This window comes from Cupriavidus sp. SK-3 (genome assembly GCF_000611145.1).
Taxonomy (GTDB): Bacteria; Pseudomonadota; Gammaproteobacteria; order Burkholderiales; family Burkholderiaceae; genus Cupriavidus.
The window spans coordinates 20206-37129 of the sequence record NZ_JFJV02000236.1 but is presented as its reverse complement, the minus strand read 5'-3'; the positions used below and the strand labels follow the sequence as shown (position 1 = coordinate 37129).

Here is a 16924-nt window from a genome sequence, read left to right as displayed (position 1 = left end):
CTTCGCATCGCGTGGGGGGCTCGCTTCGCATCACGGGGCGGTGTGGACGGCTGGCGGGCCATGCTTCAACTGCCACGTTTCAGCCGTCTGTATATCGTGTTCCGGGACAATCCCAGCTCGCGCGCGGCCAGGCTGATGTTGCCGCCGTGGCGTGCCAGCGCCTGGCGGATCATGGCGGCTTCGCGATCGCGCAGGCGCTCGGGGGCGTCGGCTGGCTGCACCGGTGCGACGCCGGCCGAATTGTCATCGCTGTCCATCGCTCGCTGCGCGTCGCCGTGCGCCTCCGGCACCAGGTCGTCCTCGAAATCTTCCGGCAAATGCTCCACCCGGATCTCGTCCTCGCCTTCGGCCATGATGGCCGCGGTGCGCAGCACGTTGACCATCTGGCGCAGGTTGCCCGGCCACGGATGCCGCTGGAAACGTGCCAGCACGTCCGCCGCGATCTGGCCTGGATGCCCTCCACCATGCGCGGCATGCTCAGCCTGCGCAAGCTGTTGCGTCAGGATGCGTTCCACCAGGACCGGCAGGTCGGTGCGGTCGCGCAGCGCGGGCAAAGTGACCGCCAGCGCATTGATCCGGTAGTACAGATCCTCGCGGAACGTACCGGCAGCGATCATGGCGCGCAGGTCGCGGTGGGTAGCGCAGATGATGCGCAGATCCACCGGTATCGCGCGGGCGCCCCCCAGCGGCGTCACCGCGCGCTCCTGCAGCACGCGCATCAGCCTTACCTGCTGTGCCAGCGGCATGTCGCCGATCTCGTCGAGGAACAAGGTGCCGCCATGCGCCTGCACCAGCTTGCCCGGGCTGCCTCGCCGCCGGGCGCCGGTGAACGCGCCGTCCTCGTAGCCGAAGAGTTCGGCCTCGATCAGGGACTCCGGGATGGACGCGCAGTTGACAGCCACGAACGGCGCCGCGCCTCGCGGCGAGTCGCGATGGATGGCGCGCGCCAGCCATTCCTTGCCGGTGCCGGTGCGCCCCAGCACCAGGATTGGGATATCGCGCCCACGTACCTTGTCGACCCGCTGCAGCACGGCCGCCATGCGGGCGTCGCCGGTATCGAGGGCAGCCAGCGCCGAAGCCGGCCCGGCGGCGGATGTGCGTGCCGCGGGCGCAGCGGGCGCTGTGTGCGATACGCGCCGGGGCTGCGCCAGCAATGCCATCCGCGCGAACACGAGCACGCGACTCGGCAAAGTCAGCGTCAGCAACTGCCCGGAGGCCTCTTCGCCCTGCTTGAGCGCGACACCCAGCGGCATGCCGAACAAGGCGGCGAAGCTGTGGCGCTCCAGCGAATCGGGCGGCAAGCCCAGCTGGAACAGGCCACTGCGGTTGGCCGCAAGAAAAGTGCCGTCGGCAGCGAACGCCGCCATGCCTTCGAACAGCGTGCCGACGAACTCGGGCCGCGCATGGAAGCGCACCAGCGCAGCGTCGGTGAAATGGGTGGCGAAGAGGTGATTCTCGATCATCTGCGCCGACATCCGCACCAGCGCCATGGTGTGCTTGTGGAAGCCGCGACGATCGCCGCTGACGTCCAGCGCGCCCAGGACCTGGCCAGACGGCCCGGCGATCGGCGCGCAGGAACAGGTCAGCGAGCGGTTGGCGCGCAGGAAATGCTCATCGGCATGGATCACCGTGGGACTGGCCTCGGCCAGCGCCGTGCCGATCGCGTTGGTGCCCTTGCTCGACTCCGCCCACGACACGCCCGGCGCCAGCGCCACGCGCCGGGCCCTGTCGGCGAAATCGCCATCGCCCAGGCTGTGCAGGATCACACCGCCGCTATCGGTCAGCAGCACCATGCTCTCGGTGTTGGCGATCTGCGCATGCAAGGTTTCCATGACCGGCAGCGCGTGCTTGTAGAGGAGTTGGTTGGCGCTAACCAGTTCGTGCAGCGCGCGCCCCCCTAGCGGGTGGCAGTCCGCAGCATGCACGGCTTCCAGGCCGAAGCCGGAGGAGCGCGCGTGGGCGCGGGCAATCAGGGCGCGGCGCTCCGGATCGTTGTCCGACGCCGCGGCGTGGCTGGCTGGCGTGCTGCTCATGGCGGCAGGTCTCCTGTCTCCTGTTCTGGATCCCGGCCAGGCCGGGTCAGGCCGTCTCTGCGCCAGCCTGGCGGGCGGCGTGGCGACCTTGCCGCGGAACATTATCACAAGCCGCCGGCGCCACGGGCACGCGCGATGAAGAAGTCGGGTGTACAGTACCTGCTTCCGGCACGCGCGATCGCGCCCCGCCCCGTTCCCGTCTGACTCGTTTCACTCCCTTGAAAGGCGCAAGATGAGCATCGTGATAGACCGTTTCGACCATATCGTCCTCAATGTGAAGGACGTCGAAACCAGCGCGGCGTGGTATGAGAGCGTGCTTGGCATGCAGCGCGAGGACTTCGAATCCCGCACCGGCAAACGGGTCTCGGTGCGCTTCGGCCAGCAGAAGATCAACCTGCGCCCCATCGGCACCGATACCGTGACCTGGTTCACCGGCACCCATCCCACCGCCGGCAGCGACGACCTTTGCTTCATCACGCGCAACACGCTGGAGAGCGTGATCGCGCACTGGCTGGCACATCGCGTGCCGATCGAGGCCGGGCCGGCGCAGCGCACCGGCGCGCTCGGCCCGATGACCTCGGTGTATTGCCGCGATCCGGACGGCAACCTGATCGAGGTGGCGGCTTATCCGGCACCCTGAGCGCCGGACGGGCTCAGCGCTTGCCGTCGAGCAGGTCGTTGAGGACCTCGTCGAATGCCGCTTGCGCATCTTCCAGCGCCTGCAAGGCGGCATCGAATGTCTGCAGCGCCATCTTTGACGGCTTGCCGCTGCCTTGTGGCGCAAACTGCCCCTGCAGCGCGGCAAATGCCACCTGCACCTGCCGCGTTGCGTTGACTACGCGGTCCATCGCCTGCGCTTCCTCGGCGCGCTTTTGTTCGTCGTTCTGGTTGTGCTGGTCGGTCATGCCTTTGGCTCCGTGCGCGGCCGCACCGGCCGCCGTTGATGTGAAGCGTATCGTACAAGAACTTGCGGGGGCCAAGCCGGGTCGAATGCCGTGGCCCCGGAAAATCGCCAGGGATCCACCACGAAACGCCCCGCATTGCGCTGTCAAGCGAAGCAGAGAAGTCAGGCAGAACAAACCCTCCGAATCCAGCATGCCATCCCACACACGCAAGGCGCTCACCGCCGTACTGCTGACCGCAGGCGGCTTTACCTGCTACTGGACTTACCTGGCGCTGAACCAGGACCGGCTGCTGTTCGACGCGCGCCGCCGCCCCCCGCGGGAACTGCCCGATGGCATTACCGCGTATTCGCACGAGGTGCCGGGCGGCTTGCTGCGCGGCTACGTCTATGGCACGCAAGGCGTGCTGGACACGGAAACCGGGGAAACCGTGCGGGACACGAACACGGCGCGCGACCTGCTGTTCTACCTGCCCGGCCGCGGCGAGGACGTGCTGGACACCATGCAGTACCTCCAGTGGCTGCCGCCGCTCGTGGGCTTTGCCACCATGGACTACCGCGGCCTGGGCCATTCGGACGGCCAGCCCTCGGAAGCCGCCGCCGTGGCGGATGCCAGCCAGTTCCTGCTGCACCTGCGCCGCCTGTTCCCGGGCACGCGCGTGCACGTGGTCGGCCGCAGCCTCGGCACGGGCGTGGCTATCCAGCTGGCGGACCTGCAGGATTTCGAGAGCCTGCAGCTGATCACGCCCTATGACTCGCTGCTGGAGATCGTGCGCAAGCGCTTCCCGCTGGTACCGCTGCGGCAGTTGATGCGCCATCACTTCGATTCGATTTCGCACTGCAAGAAGGTGGTGCAGAGCACCAAGGTGCTGCTTGCCGAGACCGACGCGGTGGTACCGCACGAATGCTCGGAGCGCCTGATCGCGGCATGGCCCGGCCAGGTGGCGCGGCAGACGATGCCGGGCACCGACCACTCCACCATCATCGAGCGCGCCGAGACCTGGCGCGCGCTGGCGCAATTCGCGCAGCAGGTCGGCAAACCCGGCACCCGGCCGGCAGCACCGGATGATTCACAAGACAATGGGGACGGCCTGACAGCGGCGGAAGCCCCGGATGGCGTGGCCGGCTACCCGGTTTTTGCCCCAAGGTAGAATGCGCGGATGAAAAGAGTCGTTGTAAAGGCAGCAAGCGCCGCTTTAGCGCTGGCTGCAGCCTCCACCTTGCTAGTTGGGTTCGCCGCCGTGGTGAGCCTGCGCCAACTCCCCGACGTGGAAGCGCTGCGGGATTACCGCCCCGACGTACCGCTGCGGATCTTTACCAGCGACAACGTCCTGATCGGCGAGTTCGGCAACGAGCACCGCGAATTCGTGCCGCTGGATCGCATGCCCAGGCAGATGTCCAATGCCTTGCTGGCGGCGGAAGACGATCAGTTCTACCAGCACGCCGGCGTCGATATCCCCGGGGTCTTCCGCGCCGCGCTCGCCAATATCGGCGAGGGCTACGCCCAGGGCGCCTCCACCATCACCATGCAGGTGGCGCGCAATTTCTACCTGTCGCGCGAGAAGACGCTGGCGCGCAAGTGGTATGAAATCCTGCTGGCATGGAAGATCGACCATGCCCTGCCGAAAGACCGCATCCTCGAGCTGTACATGAACCAGGTCTACCTGGGCGAACATGCGTACGGTTTCGGCAGCGCGGCCCAGACCTATTTCGGCAAGCCGCTGGAAGCGCTCTCGCTGGCGGAAGCGGCGATGCTGGCGGGCTTGCCCAAGGCGCCGTCGACCATGAATCCGGTAGTCAACTTTCCCCGCGCCAGGCTGCGCCAGCAATATGTGCTGGGGCGGATGCAGGCGCTGGGCATGATCTCGCACGATCAGTACCAGGCGGCGCGGTCCGAACGGCTGCAGGTGGCGGGATCCAATGGCGGCCATTTCGGCGGCCACGCCGAGTACGTGGCGGAACTGGCCCGGCAGCTTGCCTACGACCGTTTCGGCGAAGCTGCCTATACCCGCGGCCTGAATGTCTACACCACGGTATCGTCGGTCAGGCAAAGCCTGGCCTACGAGTCCGTGCACGCAGGGCTCGACCAGTACGGCAAGCGCCACGGCAACGCCCGCGGACAGCAGGCCGCGCTGGTTTCGCTGGACAGCAGGTCGGGGGCCATAGAGGCACTGATCGGCGGTGCGGACTTTGCCACCAGCCGCTTCAACCATGCCACGCAGGCGCTGCGCCAGCCGGGCTCGACCTTCAAGCCCTTCATCTACTCCGCCGCGCTGGAGCGCGGCGTATCGGCCACCACGATGATCAACGACGCGCCGCTGGAAGGCTCGTCGCGGTGGCAACCGGGCAACGACGATGGCCGCTTCCTGGGTGCCGTCAGCGTGCGCCAGGCGCTGGCCGAGTCGCGCAACCTGCCGGCCATCCGCACCCTGCAGGCCATCGGTATTCCCTATGCGGTGGACTACGCCGGCAGATTCGGTTTCTCCGAGCAACGCCTGCCGCGCTACCTGCCGATGGCGCTGGGCACCGGCACCACGACGCCGCTGCGGCTCGCCGCCGCCTATGGCGTCTTCGCCAACGAGGGCTACCGCACCGAGCCTTACCTGATCGAGCGCATCAGCGACGGTGCGGGCAATGTGCTGTTCACTGCGGACAGCGAGCCCCAGCCGCGCCGCGTCATTCCCGAGCGCAACGCCTATGTGATGAACAGCCTGCTGCACAGTGTGGTGACCAGCGGCACCGGCGCCGGGCTGCAGCGCTACCTGCGGCGCGCGGATGTGGCCGGCAAGACCGGCACCACCAACGATTCGGTCGACGGCTGGTTTGCCGGCTATGCCTCGGGCATCGTCACGGTGGCGTGGATGGGTTTCGACGACAACCGCAGCCTGGGCCGGCACGAATTCGGCGCCACCACGGCCCTGCCGATCTGGGCGAACTACATGGAAGGCCGGCTGGCCGGCCAGCCCGAGGCGGAATTCGTGGCGCCGAAAAACCTGGTGCGCAGTGGCGACGACTGGATTTATCCGGAGTATGCGGATGGCAGCCACGGCATCGCAGCGCTTGGTTTCCCGCCGCCGGCACAGCCCGATCCCGCAACCGGGCCCGTCGGGATGGCCACCCCTCCCGCGGCCGCCGGACCTGCGGAACCTGTCAGGGCATCCACGTCCCCCTTCCCGCCAGGGACCACGCCCCGTCCGTCGCAGCCCAGCACCTGACGCGCGCGGGGCGCTGCCCCGCGCACGAATGCCGCCCACAACATGAACAATCACCTGCTGCCTGCACGCGCCCGATGAACATTTCCTCCTACAGCGGCCCACTGATCTGGGCAGTGGCGGCGGCCACCACCCTTGGGGTCATCATGCGGCCCTTCCGGCTGCCCGAGGCCTTCTGGGCCGTCGCGGGCGCACTGCTGCTGTGTGTGACGGGCCTGCTCGCGGTACCGGATGCGCTGGCCGCCGTGGCACGCGGCTACGATGTGTACCTGTTTCTCGGCGGCATGATGCTGGCGTCCGAACTGGCGCGCAAGACCGGGCTGTTCGACCACGTAGCGGCCGTGGCGGTGCGCCAGGCCGGGGGATCGGCGCGGCGGCTCTTCGTGCTGGTCTATGGTTTCGGCACGCTGGTCACCGTGTTCATGTCCAACGATGCCACCGCGGTGGTGCTGACGCCGGCTGTCCTCGCCGCCACTCGCGCCGCCAGGGTCAGGCATCCCCTGCCCTATCTCTACAGTTGCGCCTTCATTGCCAACGCAGCGAGCTTCGTGCTGCCGATCTCGAATCCCGCCAACCTCGTCATCTTCGGGGCGCACATGCCCACGCTGCCGGACTGGCTGGCGCGCTTTGCCTTGCCGTCGGCCGTCTCCATCGCCGCGACCTTTGCCGCGCTTTACTGGACCCAGCGCCACGCCCTGAAGGAGGGCATCGCGACCGACGTGCCGGTGCCGCCCCTGACGATCGAGGCCAAACTGACCGCCGTCGGCATTGTGGCGATGGGCCTTGTGCTGCTGGTGGCATCGTTGCTGGGCGCCGACCTGGGGTGGCCGACCTGCCTGGCCGGCGTGGCGACGCTGCTGCTGGTCTGTGCGCGCCGCCCCGGCCTGTGCCTGCCGGCGCTGCGCGAGATTTCCTGGGGCGTGCTGCCGCTGGTGGCGGGCCTGTTCGTGCTGGTGGCCAGCCTGGAGCAGACCGGCCTGATCGGGAAACTCGCCCAACTGGTGCAGGCGCTGTCGCAACAGTCTCCGGCGGCCAGCATATGGGTGACCGGCGGCACGGTGGCCCTGGTGTCCAACGTGGTCAACAACCTGCCGGCCGGGCTGTTCGCCTCGTCGGCACTGGCGGCCAGCCATGCCTCCGCGCAAGTCACCGACGCGGTGCTGATTGGCATCGACCTTGGCCCCAATCTGTCCGTCACCGGCTCGCTGGCGACCCTGCTATGGCTGACGGCGCTGCGGCGCGAGGGCCAGATGGTCGGCACGCTGCAGTTCCTGCGCATCGGCGCGGTGGTGATGCCGCTGGCGCTGGTGCCGGCGCTGGCGGCATTGCTGCTCTGACCGCGCTGTCCCCGGCGCTCGTTCGAATACGCACGCTAGCCGATGCCTCGCCTCAGGCCGGATCCGCCGTGATATGGCCGTGGCCCGGCTGGCTCTCCTGCTGCCGATGGAACTGCGCGTGGCGATAGAGGCCGTAGATACTGGTCGCGGTAAAACCCAGCTGCTGGACGAACAGGCCATAGGTGCCGGTCACCAGGGCGAACACGCTCCACACAATGTTGGAACACAGGTAGGCGATCCAGCCCCAGCGAGAAGCCTTGTTATGCAGGGCCACCAGCAAAGAGCCGCTCATCGCCAGCGCGCAGCCGGACCACTCCAGGCCATTGAGCAAATTGGGAATGTACTGTTGCGCCAGATCCATCGCGCTTGTCTCCTGAATGTTTTCAGATTTATTTTGTGTTCATATTTTGCATACAAAACAGGGCGAAGCTTATCGCGTGAAACGGTGCGGGGCAAGTGTTTTGCGCGGCTTTTTGCCTTGCCGGGAGCAAGCCGGCTGGCCGGCGCCAAGGCATGGCCGTGAGCCACGGCGGCCGGCGTTTTCCTGGCCACGCCGGGACGGCCGGGGTTGCGCGCTTACTTGGCCAGGTAGATGACGATAACGACCACCCCGAGGCCTGCGAGGGTTACTGCGAGGGTTAGCAAGAGGAAGGCAAGCATCGACGGCAGCTGATGTTGGCGTTTCTCAAGTATGGAGTGGTGGGCACAACACTGCCGTCGGGAGATCTCTGATTTGGCGGGTGTGCCGTCCTACAGATCTGTGACGAATAAGGTCCCGACAAACACCGGCGCCCCTTCATCAGCCACGTGACAGGATACTCGCCAGGGCGTCCATCGCCAGCGGCTTGGCCAGGTGGAAATCGAAGCCGGCCGCCGCGCCTCGCGCCTTGTCGGCTTCGGAGGCGTAGCCGCTCAGCGCCACCAGGCGGGTGCCCGCGAACGCGGGAAGCGCGCGCAGGCTTTGCGCCAGTTGGAAACCGTCGATACCCGGCAGGCCGATATCGATCAGCGCCACATCGGGCGTAAAGCCGCCGGCGATATCCAGCGCGTCCTCGCCGCTGGCCGCCAGCCTGACTTCGTGGCCGTCGAGTTCGAGCAACATGCCCAGCGCGCGCAGAGCTTCGGTGTTGTCGTCAACCAGCAGGATACGCTGCGCCGGAAGGGTGCCGGGCTGCGCGGCGCCGGCCTCGACCGGACCGGCGCAGACCACGGGCAGCCGCGCCTGCACCAGGGTGCCGAGGCCCTTGCCATCGCTGTGCACCGTCACCGTGCCGTTGTGCAGTTCAACCATGCGTCTGACGATGGCCAGCCCGACGCCGAGTCCGCCACCTTGGGCATCTGCTGCGTGCTGGCTGAACATGTCCAGCACGTTTGGCAGGAAAGCCGGATCGATGCCGATGCCGTCATCCTTGACCGTGATCACCAGCGTATCGAAACGATCTTGGCCGGCAACGGCTACCGGCGCGTCGCCGGGGGGCGACGCTTCGGCCTGGACCGACAAGGCAACGGTGCCGCCGCGCGGCGTGTACTTGATCGCATTGGACAGCAGGTTGGTGACCACCTGCGTGAGGCGCGCCGTATCGGCATAGACCGTCACCGGTGCCGCGGGCAGGTCCGTGGTCAGCGTATTGCCGTGCCATTCGATATCCGATGCCACCGACGACAAGGCATCGGCCACGATATCCTGCACATTGCCGTGGGTGCGCACGATCGGTACCTTGCCTTGCTTGATACGGGACGCATCGAGCAGATCGTCGGTAAGCCGTTTGAGCTGGCGCATCTGGCGCTCGGCAATGTCGAGCATGCCGGAGGCGGCCTGCTGCACCTGTGCGAGCCGCCGCGCCACTTTGATCGCGCTGTCGATAGCGGCGATCGGATTGCGTAGTTCATGCCCCAGCATGGCGAGGAACTCGTCCTTGCGCGTGTCGGACAATTGCAGCGCTTCGCGCGCGGCCCTGGCCTGCGCTGCTTCCGCGATGGCGGCATCCTTGCTGCGCGACATGCTGAGCACCGCGCCGGCAAAACTGGCCAGGCTTTCGAGCAGGCGCGCATCTTCCTCATCAAACACGCGCCCGTGCTCATGCGACATGACCCAGATGGTGCCCCAGGGTTCGCCATCGCCGGGAATCGGCACCACCAGTTCCTCGACCACCTCCGGCTCCAGGGCCGGCAAGCAGGCGAAATGGCGCTGCGGATAGGCAAGCAATTGCGGGCCGCCAAGTTCCAGCGCAATGCCGGACGGACTATCTTCGCAAGGCACGGCGTGCCCGACCAGCTTGTCGCACAGGCCGGCCGTGGCGGTCCAGTACAAGCTCTCCCTATCGTCGCCACCGTCTTCGGGCAGGCTGATGCCCGCGCTGCCCGCGCCGCAAAACTTCAGCGCCGAATCCGCCAGCGATTGAAGCAGGGCAAGGTCGGACGCCACCAGCGCCCGTGCCAGCCGGCGCAAGGCCACGCATTCGGCGGCATAGTCCGGAGAACGGGCGGCCCGGTTGCCAAGCTCATCGGTCTTCAGGATGCCCGCGCTGCGTGCGCGCAACAGTGAAGCGGAAGGTGAAGCTGAAGCTGAAGGTGGAGCGGGTATATCGGCCATGACATGTCGCTCTTGAAACGGAGGGTGGTTGCCGGAGTGAATGCGAGCTCGCCCGGCGCGCGGGGGTGTCGTTGCCTGCAGGGAATGGTAGTGGATTTCCGCGCGTGAACGTACGTGACGGATCGAATGCACCAGCCACTGGCCCAATGGCCCAATGGCCCAATGGGAAAAGATTCATCTGCTATCGCGAATTCACCACGATAGCGCATCAGTGTAATCCCTGAACCCGGACGGGCCGGGTGCCGCCTTTGCGCATGAAACCTGGGCCGCGGAACGTCCAGTACGCGAATCTACTTAAGAAGTATCCCTAGGCACCGTAAAGCCAGTCAGAACTTAAGATATGAAGAACAGCCCGAAGGGCAGGAGGGCATCATGCGCCCGCACTATGCAAACGAAAAAGACAGTAAGGAAGTACAGGATCTGCTCCAGGCTTGCGACTTGCCGGTTGATGGCGTAGCCGAGCAGATCGACAATTTCCTGGTTGTGCGCGACAACGCGGGCCTGCTCGGCTGTGCCGGCGTGGAGAACTACGGGCAGGTGGCCCTGCTGCGCTCGGTGGCGGTCGCCGAACGCGCCCGTTCGGCCGGGCTTGGAGAATTGCTGGTGGCGGCGATGCTGGCCGAGGCACGCACGCGCGGCGTGCAGTCGGTGGTGCTGCAAACCACTACGGCGGCCGGTTATTTTGCTCGCCTGGGTTTCGAGCGCGTGGATCGCGCCTGCATGCCGCCTGAATTGCTGGACACGGCATTGTCCCGCGAAACCTGCCCGGCATCCGCCACGGTGATGCAGGCCGCGCTGTAGCTTTGCCGCCGCGCCGCGGCCTGCACCCCCGGCTCCCGCAAGATCGGTGCGCGGCGATTGTTCGTGTGTCCCGCTCCTGCGCATCCATCCCGCTGTTGCGTGCAATGCACCCAGGTTGGCCGGTGCTGGCGTAGGATATGGTTGTAGCGAAAAAGCGAATGGCAGGTCCCGGGTAACCCGGGACACGAGGAAGCCTCCCTGCCTGGCCATGCCAGACCATTCGCCAATCCTGCAACGATCCCTCAACGACAGCCACGAACCGCACGATATGGAATCCGACCACCAAGCACCCCACCCGGACCTGGACCAGGCGGCGGGTAGTGTGTCGTCCCGCATACGATCGCGTTTGCAGGCCGCGCAGGAGCGCTTCCACGCCAACGACAATATCTCCGCCTACGTCGAACCCGGCGAGATGGATGAATTGCTCGATGAAGTGCAGTCGCGCATGGAGGCGGTGCTGCGCAGCCTGGTGATCGATATCGACCAGGACCACAACACCCGCGAGACCGCGCGCCGCGTGGCCAAGATGTACCTCAAGGAAATCTTCGCGGGCCGCTACGTCAACCCGCCCAACGTGACCGAATTCCCGAACGCCGAGCGGATCAACGAACTGATGATCGTGGGCCCCTTGCGCGTGCGCAGCGCCTGCTCGCATCACCTGTGCCCGATCATCGGCAAGCTGTGGGTGGGCGTGATGCCCAACCAGCATTCCAACCTGATCGGCTTGTCGAAGTACGCGCGCCTGGCCGAATGGATCATGTGCCGCCCGCAGATCCAGGAAGAAGCCGTGACCCAGGTGGCCGACCTCCTGCAGGAAAAGATGAGCCCGGACGGACTGGCCATCGTCATGGAAGCCGAGCATTTCTGCATGCACTGGCGCGGCGTGCGCGATACCGATGCCAAGATGACCAACAGCGTGATGCGCGGCTCCTTCCTCAAGGACGACAGCCTGCGCCGCGAGTTCCTGACCTTGCTGAACCGGCACCGCGACTAAGCCGCCGGGCCCCTGCACGCAAACCCCGCCTATCCCGTGGAGACATCATGCTCGTACGCCTGCTCTATGCCAGCCGCGCATGCAAGCCGGCCGATCCCGGGCTGGTAGACGCCATTGTCGCTACCAGCATCGCAAACAACCCCAAGCACGGCGTCACCGGGGTGCTGTGCTACGGCAACGGTATCTTCATGCAGGCGCTGGAAGGCGGCCGCAACGAAGTCTCGCGCCTGTACCAGCAACTCGTCAGGGACGCGCGCCACGAAGACATTGTGCTGCTGCACTACGAGGAAATCCTCGAACGCGAATTCGCGGGCTGGGCGATGGGACTGGTCAATACCGGCAAGGTCAATATGGCCACCATCCTGAAGTACTCCGCCCACGGTGAACTCGATCCGTACCGCACCAGCGGCCTGGCATCGCAGGCGCTGCTCAAGGAGCTGATCGCGGGCGCGTCGATCGTGGGGCGCACTTCGGAGCGCCATCGCTTCTGAAGCGGCCCGCGCCGGGTTAAGCTGTCGGCCCCGCTGCATGGGCGGTCGGCCGCCCATGCTTTGCCCGATCGAATCCATCACCAGAATCCAGGAGAACTTGTGAGCGCAACCTTCAATCCCGGCGCCGCGGCGACGCTGCTGACCGACGCCTTGCGCAGCGGCGTGCAATTCCGCGACCTGCCCGCCGAGGCCAAGCCGGCCACGCTGGCCAGCGGATATGACGTGCAGGACCAGTTCATGGCGGCCCTGGGCGATCCGCTGGTGGGATGGAAGCTGGGGGTCGGCAGCGCCAATGCCATGCGGCGCGCAAAGCTGGCGCGTCCGCTGGTGGGCCAGGTTGGCGCATCGCGCTGCTTTGCCGCAGGGGATACCGTACCCGTCCCGGCAGGCGCGGTGGTCACCATCGAATTCGAGATCGCGGTGCGGCTGGCGCGCGATGTGCCCCCCTTGCCGGGCGAGCTCGCGCCGGCCGACCTGGCCGGGCTCATCGAGAGCGCGCAGGTCGCCGTCGAAGTGGTCCTGTCCCGGTATGAAGACCGCGTCGTGGTCGGCATGCCGGCCTTTGCCGCCGACAACGTGGGCTTCCACGCGCTGGTGCTGGGCGGGAAGATCGACCCCGCCAGCGTGGAAGACGTCCGCGATAGCGCCGAAGTAGCGCTCGACGGCGAGCGTTGCGCGCTGCCGCTGGCCGGCGATGATGCCATTTATCCGCTCGAAGCGCTGCAAGCCTTGCTGGCGCACGCCGCGGAGCGCGGCGTCACCCTGCGCAAGGGCACCGTGGTCACCACCGGCACCCTGACCCGTCCGTTCGACGTATCCGTCGCGGATGGCGCACGTACTGTCCGGGCCACCTATGGCGGCGGGGAACTGACGCTGCAACTCGCACCGCGCGCCGTCTCCTGAAGCAGCTTCGGCCCGGTCCGGCATGGATCCTGGCCACCAGCGGGTGACGGCTAGAGAGAAGGAGCCCAGAATGCGAAGACGCACTGTCGTCACTGCCGTTCTGTCCGTTGTGCTGCTGTGCGTACCGCAAGCCGGGCCCCATGCGGCCCGCAAGGAGAGCGCCATGTCCCTCACGCTGACATCCGAAGCCTTCCCGCACGGCGGCGGGATTCCCGCCATCCACACGTGTGAAGGTGCCGATACTTCGCCGCCGCTCGCCTGGACGGGTATCCCCCCTGGCGCGGTGAGCCTTGCCCTGATCGTGGATGACCCGGATGCGCCCGACCCGGCCGCGCCCCGGATGACCTGGGTGCACTGGGTGCTGTACAACATCCCGCCCGCCAGCGCCGGCCTTCCCGGCGGCATTGCGCCGGCCGGCTTGCCCGCGGGCACCCGCGAAGGCGCGAACGACTGGCACCGCACGGGCTACGGTGGCCCCTGCCCGCCAATCGGGCGGCATCGCTACTTCTTCAAGCTATATGCGCTGGATGTGGTACTGCCCGATCTGGGCAAGGCCTCCAAGGCCACGCTTGAGAAAGCCATGCATGGCCATGTGCTGGCGCAGGTGGAACTGGTGGGAACGTACCAGAAGCACGCCTGACACCAGTGAAGGGGTGCTCGACGCATCATATTGCGATGCCGCGCCGGCGCGACTCGCCGCGCGCGCCCGGGCTTGGTATTTCCCGTCAATGGGCTAGAACTATCACAAGGGCCTGATTTTCAGGCCGCTTGTGAACGGGAGCCTCTCATGGAACTCCATTTGCATATGCAGTCGCACCATTTCGCGCGCCGCGCGCCGGACTGGCGCGCGGCCGCGATTGCCGGCCTGATCGCAGGTACCCTGTATGTCGTGCTGGAGCTGTTGACGGCGCGCTTCGTGCTGTACCAGGGGGCATGGGGCACGGTGAAGATGGTGGCGGCCATCATGCTCGGCCGGGAGGCGCTGGCATCGGCGGATGCGTTCAGCTGGACCATCGTGCTGGCCGCGGGCGTGGTTCACTTCGCCTTGTCGGTGGTGCTGGCCACGATCCTGGCCATGATCATCGCGTCGTTCCGCTTTGACTCCAGCATCGGCATGGCAACCATGGTCGGCGCGCTGTTCGGACTGCTTGCCTACCTGGTGAACTTCTATGTCCTGGGCCGCTACTTCAACTGGTTCGACGAAGCGCGAGGGTGGGAAAGCGTGTTCGCGCACGTCCTGTTCGGACTGATCGCGGCCGATGCCTACACCAACCTGGAACGGCGTGCGCCGGATTCCCCGGGGATGGCGGGGGGTGGCTGAGCGCGGCCCCGCGCCACTTGTCCGGCGGTGGCCTGACTGTCAGAGGCAGCACTTCCCTGCCAGATAGGCCTTGCGCCAGCGGGTAATGCGCACCTCGGCAAAGAGCCCGGCCTGCGTGAACGGATCGGCATCGATGAATTGCTGCGCCGCATCGCGGGTGTCGACATCCACGATATAGAAACCGCCGCCCGCATCGCTGCCGTCATCGTCAAGCTTGGCCCCGCACGCCAGTAGCAACGCCTTTTGGGCGTCCAGGAAGGCCAGGTGCCCGGCTCGGGCTGCCTGCCGGACTTGCTGGTGCTGCGGCTTGTCCCAGGTTTCGATGAGGAATGGCATGGCGTGGTGGTCCTTGAAGAGGCGTTTGGGGTGGGCGGGATGGCCTGAAACACCGCCGGCATCATGCCGGCCAGGCCCGGAGGAGAGTTTCGCCGATTTTCGCGCAAGCCGCGCGAGCCACAGGGGCGCCATCGGCGGCCATCGCCGGCGCGCTCCCGTGAAACTTGAGAAACCCGCAATCCGGGCTTGACAAAACGCCCGGATTTTGTGCCTCGCCTCCCCCGGCCTCGCAGTGTTATCCACACTTTATGTGGATAACACTGTCAACAAGCGCCGCAAATGGCTCTGGCACGCGGACCCTATCGGACTGCCCACAAAACGGGCAGCTACGCGGCCCCGACCGGGCCGGGCCATTGGCTGGCGCGGATCACCTCGGAAAAGTCTCGCAGTCAATGGGGGAACGGAGGCAAGGCCGCCGGACAGGGCCCCAGGGGTAGCGCAGCGAAGGCATGGCAACAACGGCGCCCCGCCGGGCACCGCAAGGTATCCCACGGGGCGTCGCCGCACCGAAGTGAGTGCGGGCTACGGTTCAGCCAGCCAGCTTTGCCGCCGCGTCGCGCAGCGCGGTGCGCAGGCCCTCTTCCACCACCGGGTGGTAGTACGGCATGGCAAGCATCTGCTCGATAGTGAGCGATTGCTGATAAGCCCAGGCCAGCAAATGCGCGATGTTCTCGGCGCGCGGGCCGGTCCACTCCGCGCCAAGGAAGCGCCCGCTTTGCTTGTCGGCATAGACGTGCATCAGGCCGCGGTTCTTCAGCATCACGCGGCTGCGCCCCTGGTCTTCAAAGCTCACCTCGCCTACCACGAAGCTGCCCGGCGCCAGGTCGGCATAGCGCTGGCCCACCATGGCGATCTGCGGATCGCTGAACACCACGCCGATCGGCGCGCGGCGCGCCAGCGGACGCACCGCGGGGTAAGCTGCCGCATTCTCGCCGGCAGCCTTGCCCTCGTCGGCGGCTTCGTGCAGCAGCGGCAGGATGTCGTTGGCGTCGCCGGCGATAAAGATCGGCGCCGTGCCGCATTGCAGGGTGGCTGGATCGAATACCGGCACGCCGCGCGCATCCAGTTCCAGCCCGGTATGCTCCAGGCCCAGGCCACGCACATTGGGTTGGCGGCCGGTGGCGGCAAGCACGTAGTCGAAGCGTTCGGTCACCGTGTTCCCCGCGAGGTCCGTGAAGGAGATCACGGCTTCGTCGCCCTCGCGCCGCATCTCGCCAAGCTTCGCGTCCGGGTCAAGGTAGAACTCCTCGCGGAAGGTGGCAACGGCATTGGCCTTGATGGCCGGGTCTGTCAGCGGCCCCACGCCGCCGCGCAGGCCGAACACGCGCACCTGCACGCCCAGGCGGGACAGCGCCTGGCCAAGTTCGAGCCCGATCACGCCAGGCCCGAACACGGCCACGCGGCGCGGCAGGTCGTCCCAGGCGAACACATCGTCGTTGACCACCAGCCGATCGCCGAACGCCTTGAAGGGCGGCGGAACCATGGGGCTGGAGCCGGTGGCGATCACTACGCGGCTGGCGCGCACCGTGGTGTGCTCGCCGACCTGCAGCACCGTGTTGTCGATAAAGCGGGCATAGCCGCTCAGCTTGTCCTCGGCGGGGATGCCATCCACGCCGCGCACCACGAAACCGACAAAGCGGTCGCGCTCGCGCTTGACCCTGGCCATGACTTCGCGCCCGTCGATGCGGATCTCGCCATCCACATGCACGCCGAAGGGCGCCGTGTGACGCAGTTCGTGGGCGGCCTCGGCCGCGGCGATCAGCAGCTTGGAAGGCATGCAACCCACGCGGGCGCAGGTGGTGCCATAAGGGCCGCCTTCGATGATGACGGCGCGCTTGCCGGCCGCCCTGGCGGCGCGATAGGCAGCCAGGCCGGCGGTGCCGGCGCCGATCACGGCGACGTCGGTCTGAATGGTTTGAACGGTCTGCTGCTTCTGCGTAGTCTGCGTGGTCTGCGTGGCGGTCATGTCGGGTTTCCTGGTGAAGTCGGCTTCAATCAGCGG

Annotated in this window: 16 protein-coding genes; 10 read left to right on the top strand and 6 right to left on the bottom strand. The window is 66.7% G+C overall.

All coding sequences use genetic code 11. From position 1 onward, the window contains the following. Positions 1–65: 65 nt before the first annotated feature. Positions 66–2033, bottom strand: a complete 1968-nt coding sequence (locus tag CF70_RS24755; protein ID WP_035870869.1) for a sigma-54-dependent Fis family transcriptional regulator — start codon at positions 2031–2033, stop codon at positions 66–68. A 232-nt stretch (positions 2034–2265) separates the two neighbouring features. Here CF70_RS24755 and CF70_RS24750 point away from each other — a divergent pair, with 232 nt between their 5' ends. Further along, positions 2266–2673 carry a VOC family protein gene (locus tag CF70_RS24750; RefSeq protein ID WP_035870867.1) on the top strand — a complete coding sequence of 136 codons (408 nt, stop codon included), beginning with the start codon at positions 2266–2268 and terminating at the stop codon, positions 2671–2673. 13 nt (positions 2674–2686) lie between these two features. Here CF70_RS24750 and CF70_RS24745 read toward each other — a convergent pair whose 3' ends face one another. Continuing rightward, positions 2687–2938, bottom strand: a complete 252-nt coding sequence (locus CF70_RS24745) for a hypothetical protein (protein ID WP_035870864.1) — start codon at positions 2936–2938, stop codon at positions 2687–2689. Between the two features lie 190 nt (positions 2939–3128). Here CF70_RS24745 and CF70_RS24740 point away from each other — a divergent pair, with 190 nt between their 5' ends. The 3 genes from CF70_RS24740 (at position 3129) to CF70_RS24730 (ending at position 7483) form a co-directional block, all read left to right on the top strand. Then, complete coding sequence (locus CF70_RS24740) at positions 3129–4085, top strand: alpha/beta hydrolase (RefSeq protein ID WP_035870862.1); 957 nt, start codon at positions 3129–3131, stop codon at positions 4083–4085. 9 nt (positions 4086–4094) lie between these two features. After that, positions 4095–6149 carry a penicillin-binding protein 1A gene (locus CF70_RS24735; protein WP_035870860.1) on the top strand — a complete coding sequence of 685 codons (2055 nt, stop codon included), beginning with the start codon at positions 4095–4097 and terminating at the stop codon, positions 6147–6149. Positions 6150–6223: 74 nt separating this feature from the next. Then, a complete protein-coding gene (locus CF70_RS24730) occupies positions 6224–7483 on the top strand; it encodes an arsenic transporter (protein WP_035870857.1) in 1260 nt (419 codons plus the stop codon). A gap of 52 nt (positions 7484–7535) precedes the next feature. On the opposite strand, the gene CF70_RS24725 is transcribed toward CF70_RS24730, so the two are convergent. Both CF70_RS24725 and CF70_RS24720 read right to left on the bottom strand, forming a co-directional pair. Continuing rightward, positions 7536–7844, bottom strand: a complete 309-nt coding sequence (locus CF70_RS24725; RefSeq protein WP_051648923.1) for a nicotinamide mononucleotide transporter — start codon at positions 7842–7844, stop codon at positions 7536–7538. Between the two features lie 438 nt (positions 7845–8282). After that, entirely contained in the window at positions 8283–10022 is a 1740-nt protein-coding gene (locus tag CF70_RS24720) for an ATP-binding protein (RefSeq protein WP_035870855.1), read from the bottom strand. Positions 10023–10448: 426 nt separating this feature from the next. On the opposite strand from CF70_RS24720, the gene arsN2 reads away from it, so the two are divergent. The 6 genes from arsN2 (at position 10449) to CF70_RS24690 (ending at position 14586) form a co-directional block, all read left to right on the top strand. After that, on the top strand, positions 10449–10877 hold the full coding sequence (gene arsN2, locus CF70_RS24715) for an arsenic resistance N-acetyltransferase ArsN2 (protein ID WP_035870853.1): 429 nt from the start codon (positions 10449–10451) through the stop codon (positions 10875–10877). 268 nt (positions 10878–11145) lie between these two features. Then, a complete protein-coding gene (gene folE, locus CF70_RS24710; protein ID WP_035870885.1) occupies positions 11146–11871 on the top strand; it encodes a GTP cyclohydrolase I in 726 nt (241 codons plus the stop codon). 47 nt (positions 11872–11918) lie between these two features. Continuing rightward, the gene (locus tag CF70_RS24705) at positions 11919–12362 is read left to right on the top strand and encodes a BLUF domain-containing protein (protein ID WP_035870851.1); all 444 of its coding nucleotides are present in this window, start codon (positions 11919–11921) and stop codon (positions 12360–12362) included. Positions 12363–12461: 99 nt separating this feature from the next. Then, positions 12462–13265: a fumarylacetoacetate hydrolase family protein gene (locus CF70_RS24700; protein WP_035870849.1), complete on the top strand. Its 804-nt coding sequence runs from the start codon at positions 12462–12464 to the stop codon at positions 13263–13265. A 163-nt stretch (positions 13266–13428) separates the two neighbouring features. Further along, positions 13429–13905 carry a YbhB/YbcL family Raf kinase inhibitor-like protein gene (locus CF70_RS24695; RefSeq protein WP_035870847.1) on the top strand — a complete coding sequence of 159 codons (477 nt, stop codon included), beginning with the start codon at positions 13429–13431 and terminating at the stop codon, positions 13903–13905. 147 nt (positions 13906–14052) lie between these two features. Next, complete coding sequence (locus CF70_RS24690; RefSeq protein ID WP_035870845.1) at positions 14053–14586, top strand: hypothetical protein; 534 nt, start codon at positions 14053–14055, stop codon at positions 14584–14586. Positions 14587–14625: 39 nt separating this feature from the next. Here the strand turns inward: CF70_RS24690 and CF70_RS24685 are convergent, their stop codons facing one another. Continuing rightward, entirely contained in the window at positions 14626–14922 is a 297-nt protein-coding gene (locus CF70_RS24685) for a YciI family protein (RefSeq protein WP_035870883.1), read from the bottom strand. 529 nt (positions 14923–15451) lie between these two features. Continuing rightward, positions 15452–16888, bottom strand: coding sequence for a dihydrolipoyl dehydrogenase (locus CF70_RS24680; protein WP_051648919.1), 1437 nt, complete (start codon positions 16886–16888; stop codon positions 15452–15454). Positions 16889–16924: the final 36 nt, after the last annotated feature.

What these genes read in the sequence shown, in the direction of transcription:
- CF70_RS24705 (WP_035870851.1), top strand. Translation starts at nt 11,919, where the DNA reads ATGCTCGTACGCCTGCTCTATGCCAGCCGCGCATGCAAGCCGGCCGAT.
- CF70_RS24735 (WP_035870860.1), top strand. Translation starts at nt 4,095, where the DNA reads ATGAAAAGAGTCGTTGTAAAGGCAGCAAGCGCCGCTTTAGCGCTGGCT.
- CF70_RS24750 (WP_035870867.1), top strand. Translation starts at nt 2,266, where the DNA reads ATGAGCATCGTGATAGACCGTTTCGACCATATCGTCCTCAATGTGAAG.
- CF70_RS24755 (WP_035870869.1), bottom strand. Translation starts at nt 2,033, where the DNA reads ATGAGCAGCACGCCAGCCAGCCACGCCGCGGCGTCGGACAACGATCCG.
- CF70_RS24745 (WP_035870864.1), bottom strand. Translation starts at nt 2,938, where the DNA reads ATGACCGACCAGCACAACCAGAACGACGAACAAAAGCGCGCCGAGGAA.
- folE (WP_035870885.1), top strand. Translation starts at nt 11,146, where the DNA reads ATGGAATCCGACCACCAAGCACCCCACCCGGACCTGGACCAGGCGGCG.
- CF70_RS24690 (WP_035870845.1), top strand. Translation starts at nt 14,053, where the DNA reads ATGGAACTCCATTTGCATATGCAGTCGCACCATTTCGCGCGCCGCGCG.
- CF70_RS24680 (WP_051648919.1), bottom strand. Translation starts at nt 16,888, where the DNA reads ATGACCGCCACGCAGACCACGCAGACTACGCAGAAGCAGCAGACCGTT.
- CF70_RS24685 (WP_035870883.1), bottom strand. Translation starts at nt 14,922, where the DNA reads ATGCCATTCCTCATCGAAACCTGGGACAAGCCGCAGCACCAGCAAGTC.
- CF70_RS24725 (WP_051648923.1), bottom strand. Translation starts at nt 7,844, where the DNA reads ATGGATCTGGCGCAACAGTACATTCCCAATTTGCTCAATGGCCTGGAG.
- CF70_RS24695 (WP_035870847.1), top strand. Translation starts at nt 13,429, where the DNA reads ATGTCCCTCACGCTGACATCCGAAGCCTTCCCGCACGGCGGCGGGATT.
- CF70_RS24730 (WP_035870857.1), top strand. Translation starts at nt 6,224, where the DNA reads ATGAACATTTCCTCCTACAGCGGCCCACTGATCTGGGCAGTGGCGGCG.
- CF70_RS24740 (WP_035870862.1), top strand. Translation starts at nt 3,129, where the DNA reads ATGCCATCCCACACACGCAAGGCGCTCACCGCCGTACTGCTGACCGCA.
- arsN2 (WP_035870853.1), top strand. Translation starts at nt 10,449, where the DNA reads ATGCGCCCGCACTATGCAAACGAAAAAGACAGTAAGGAAGTACAGGAT.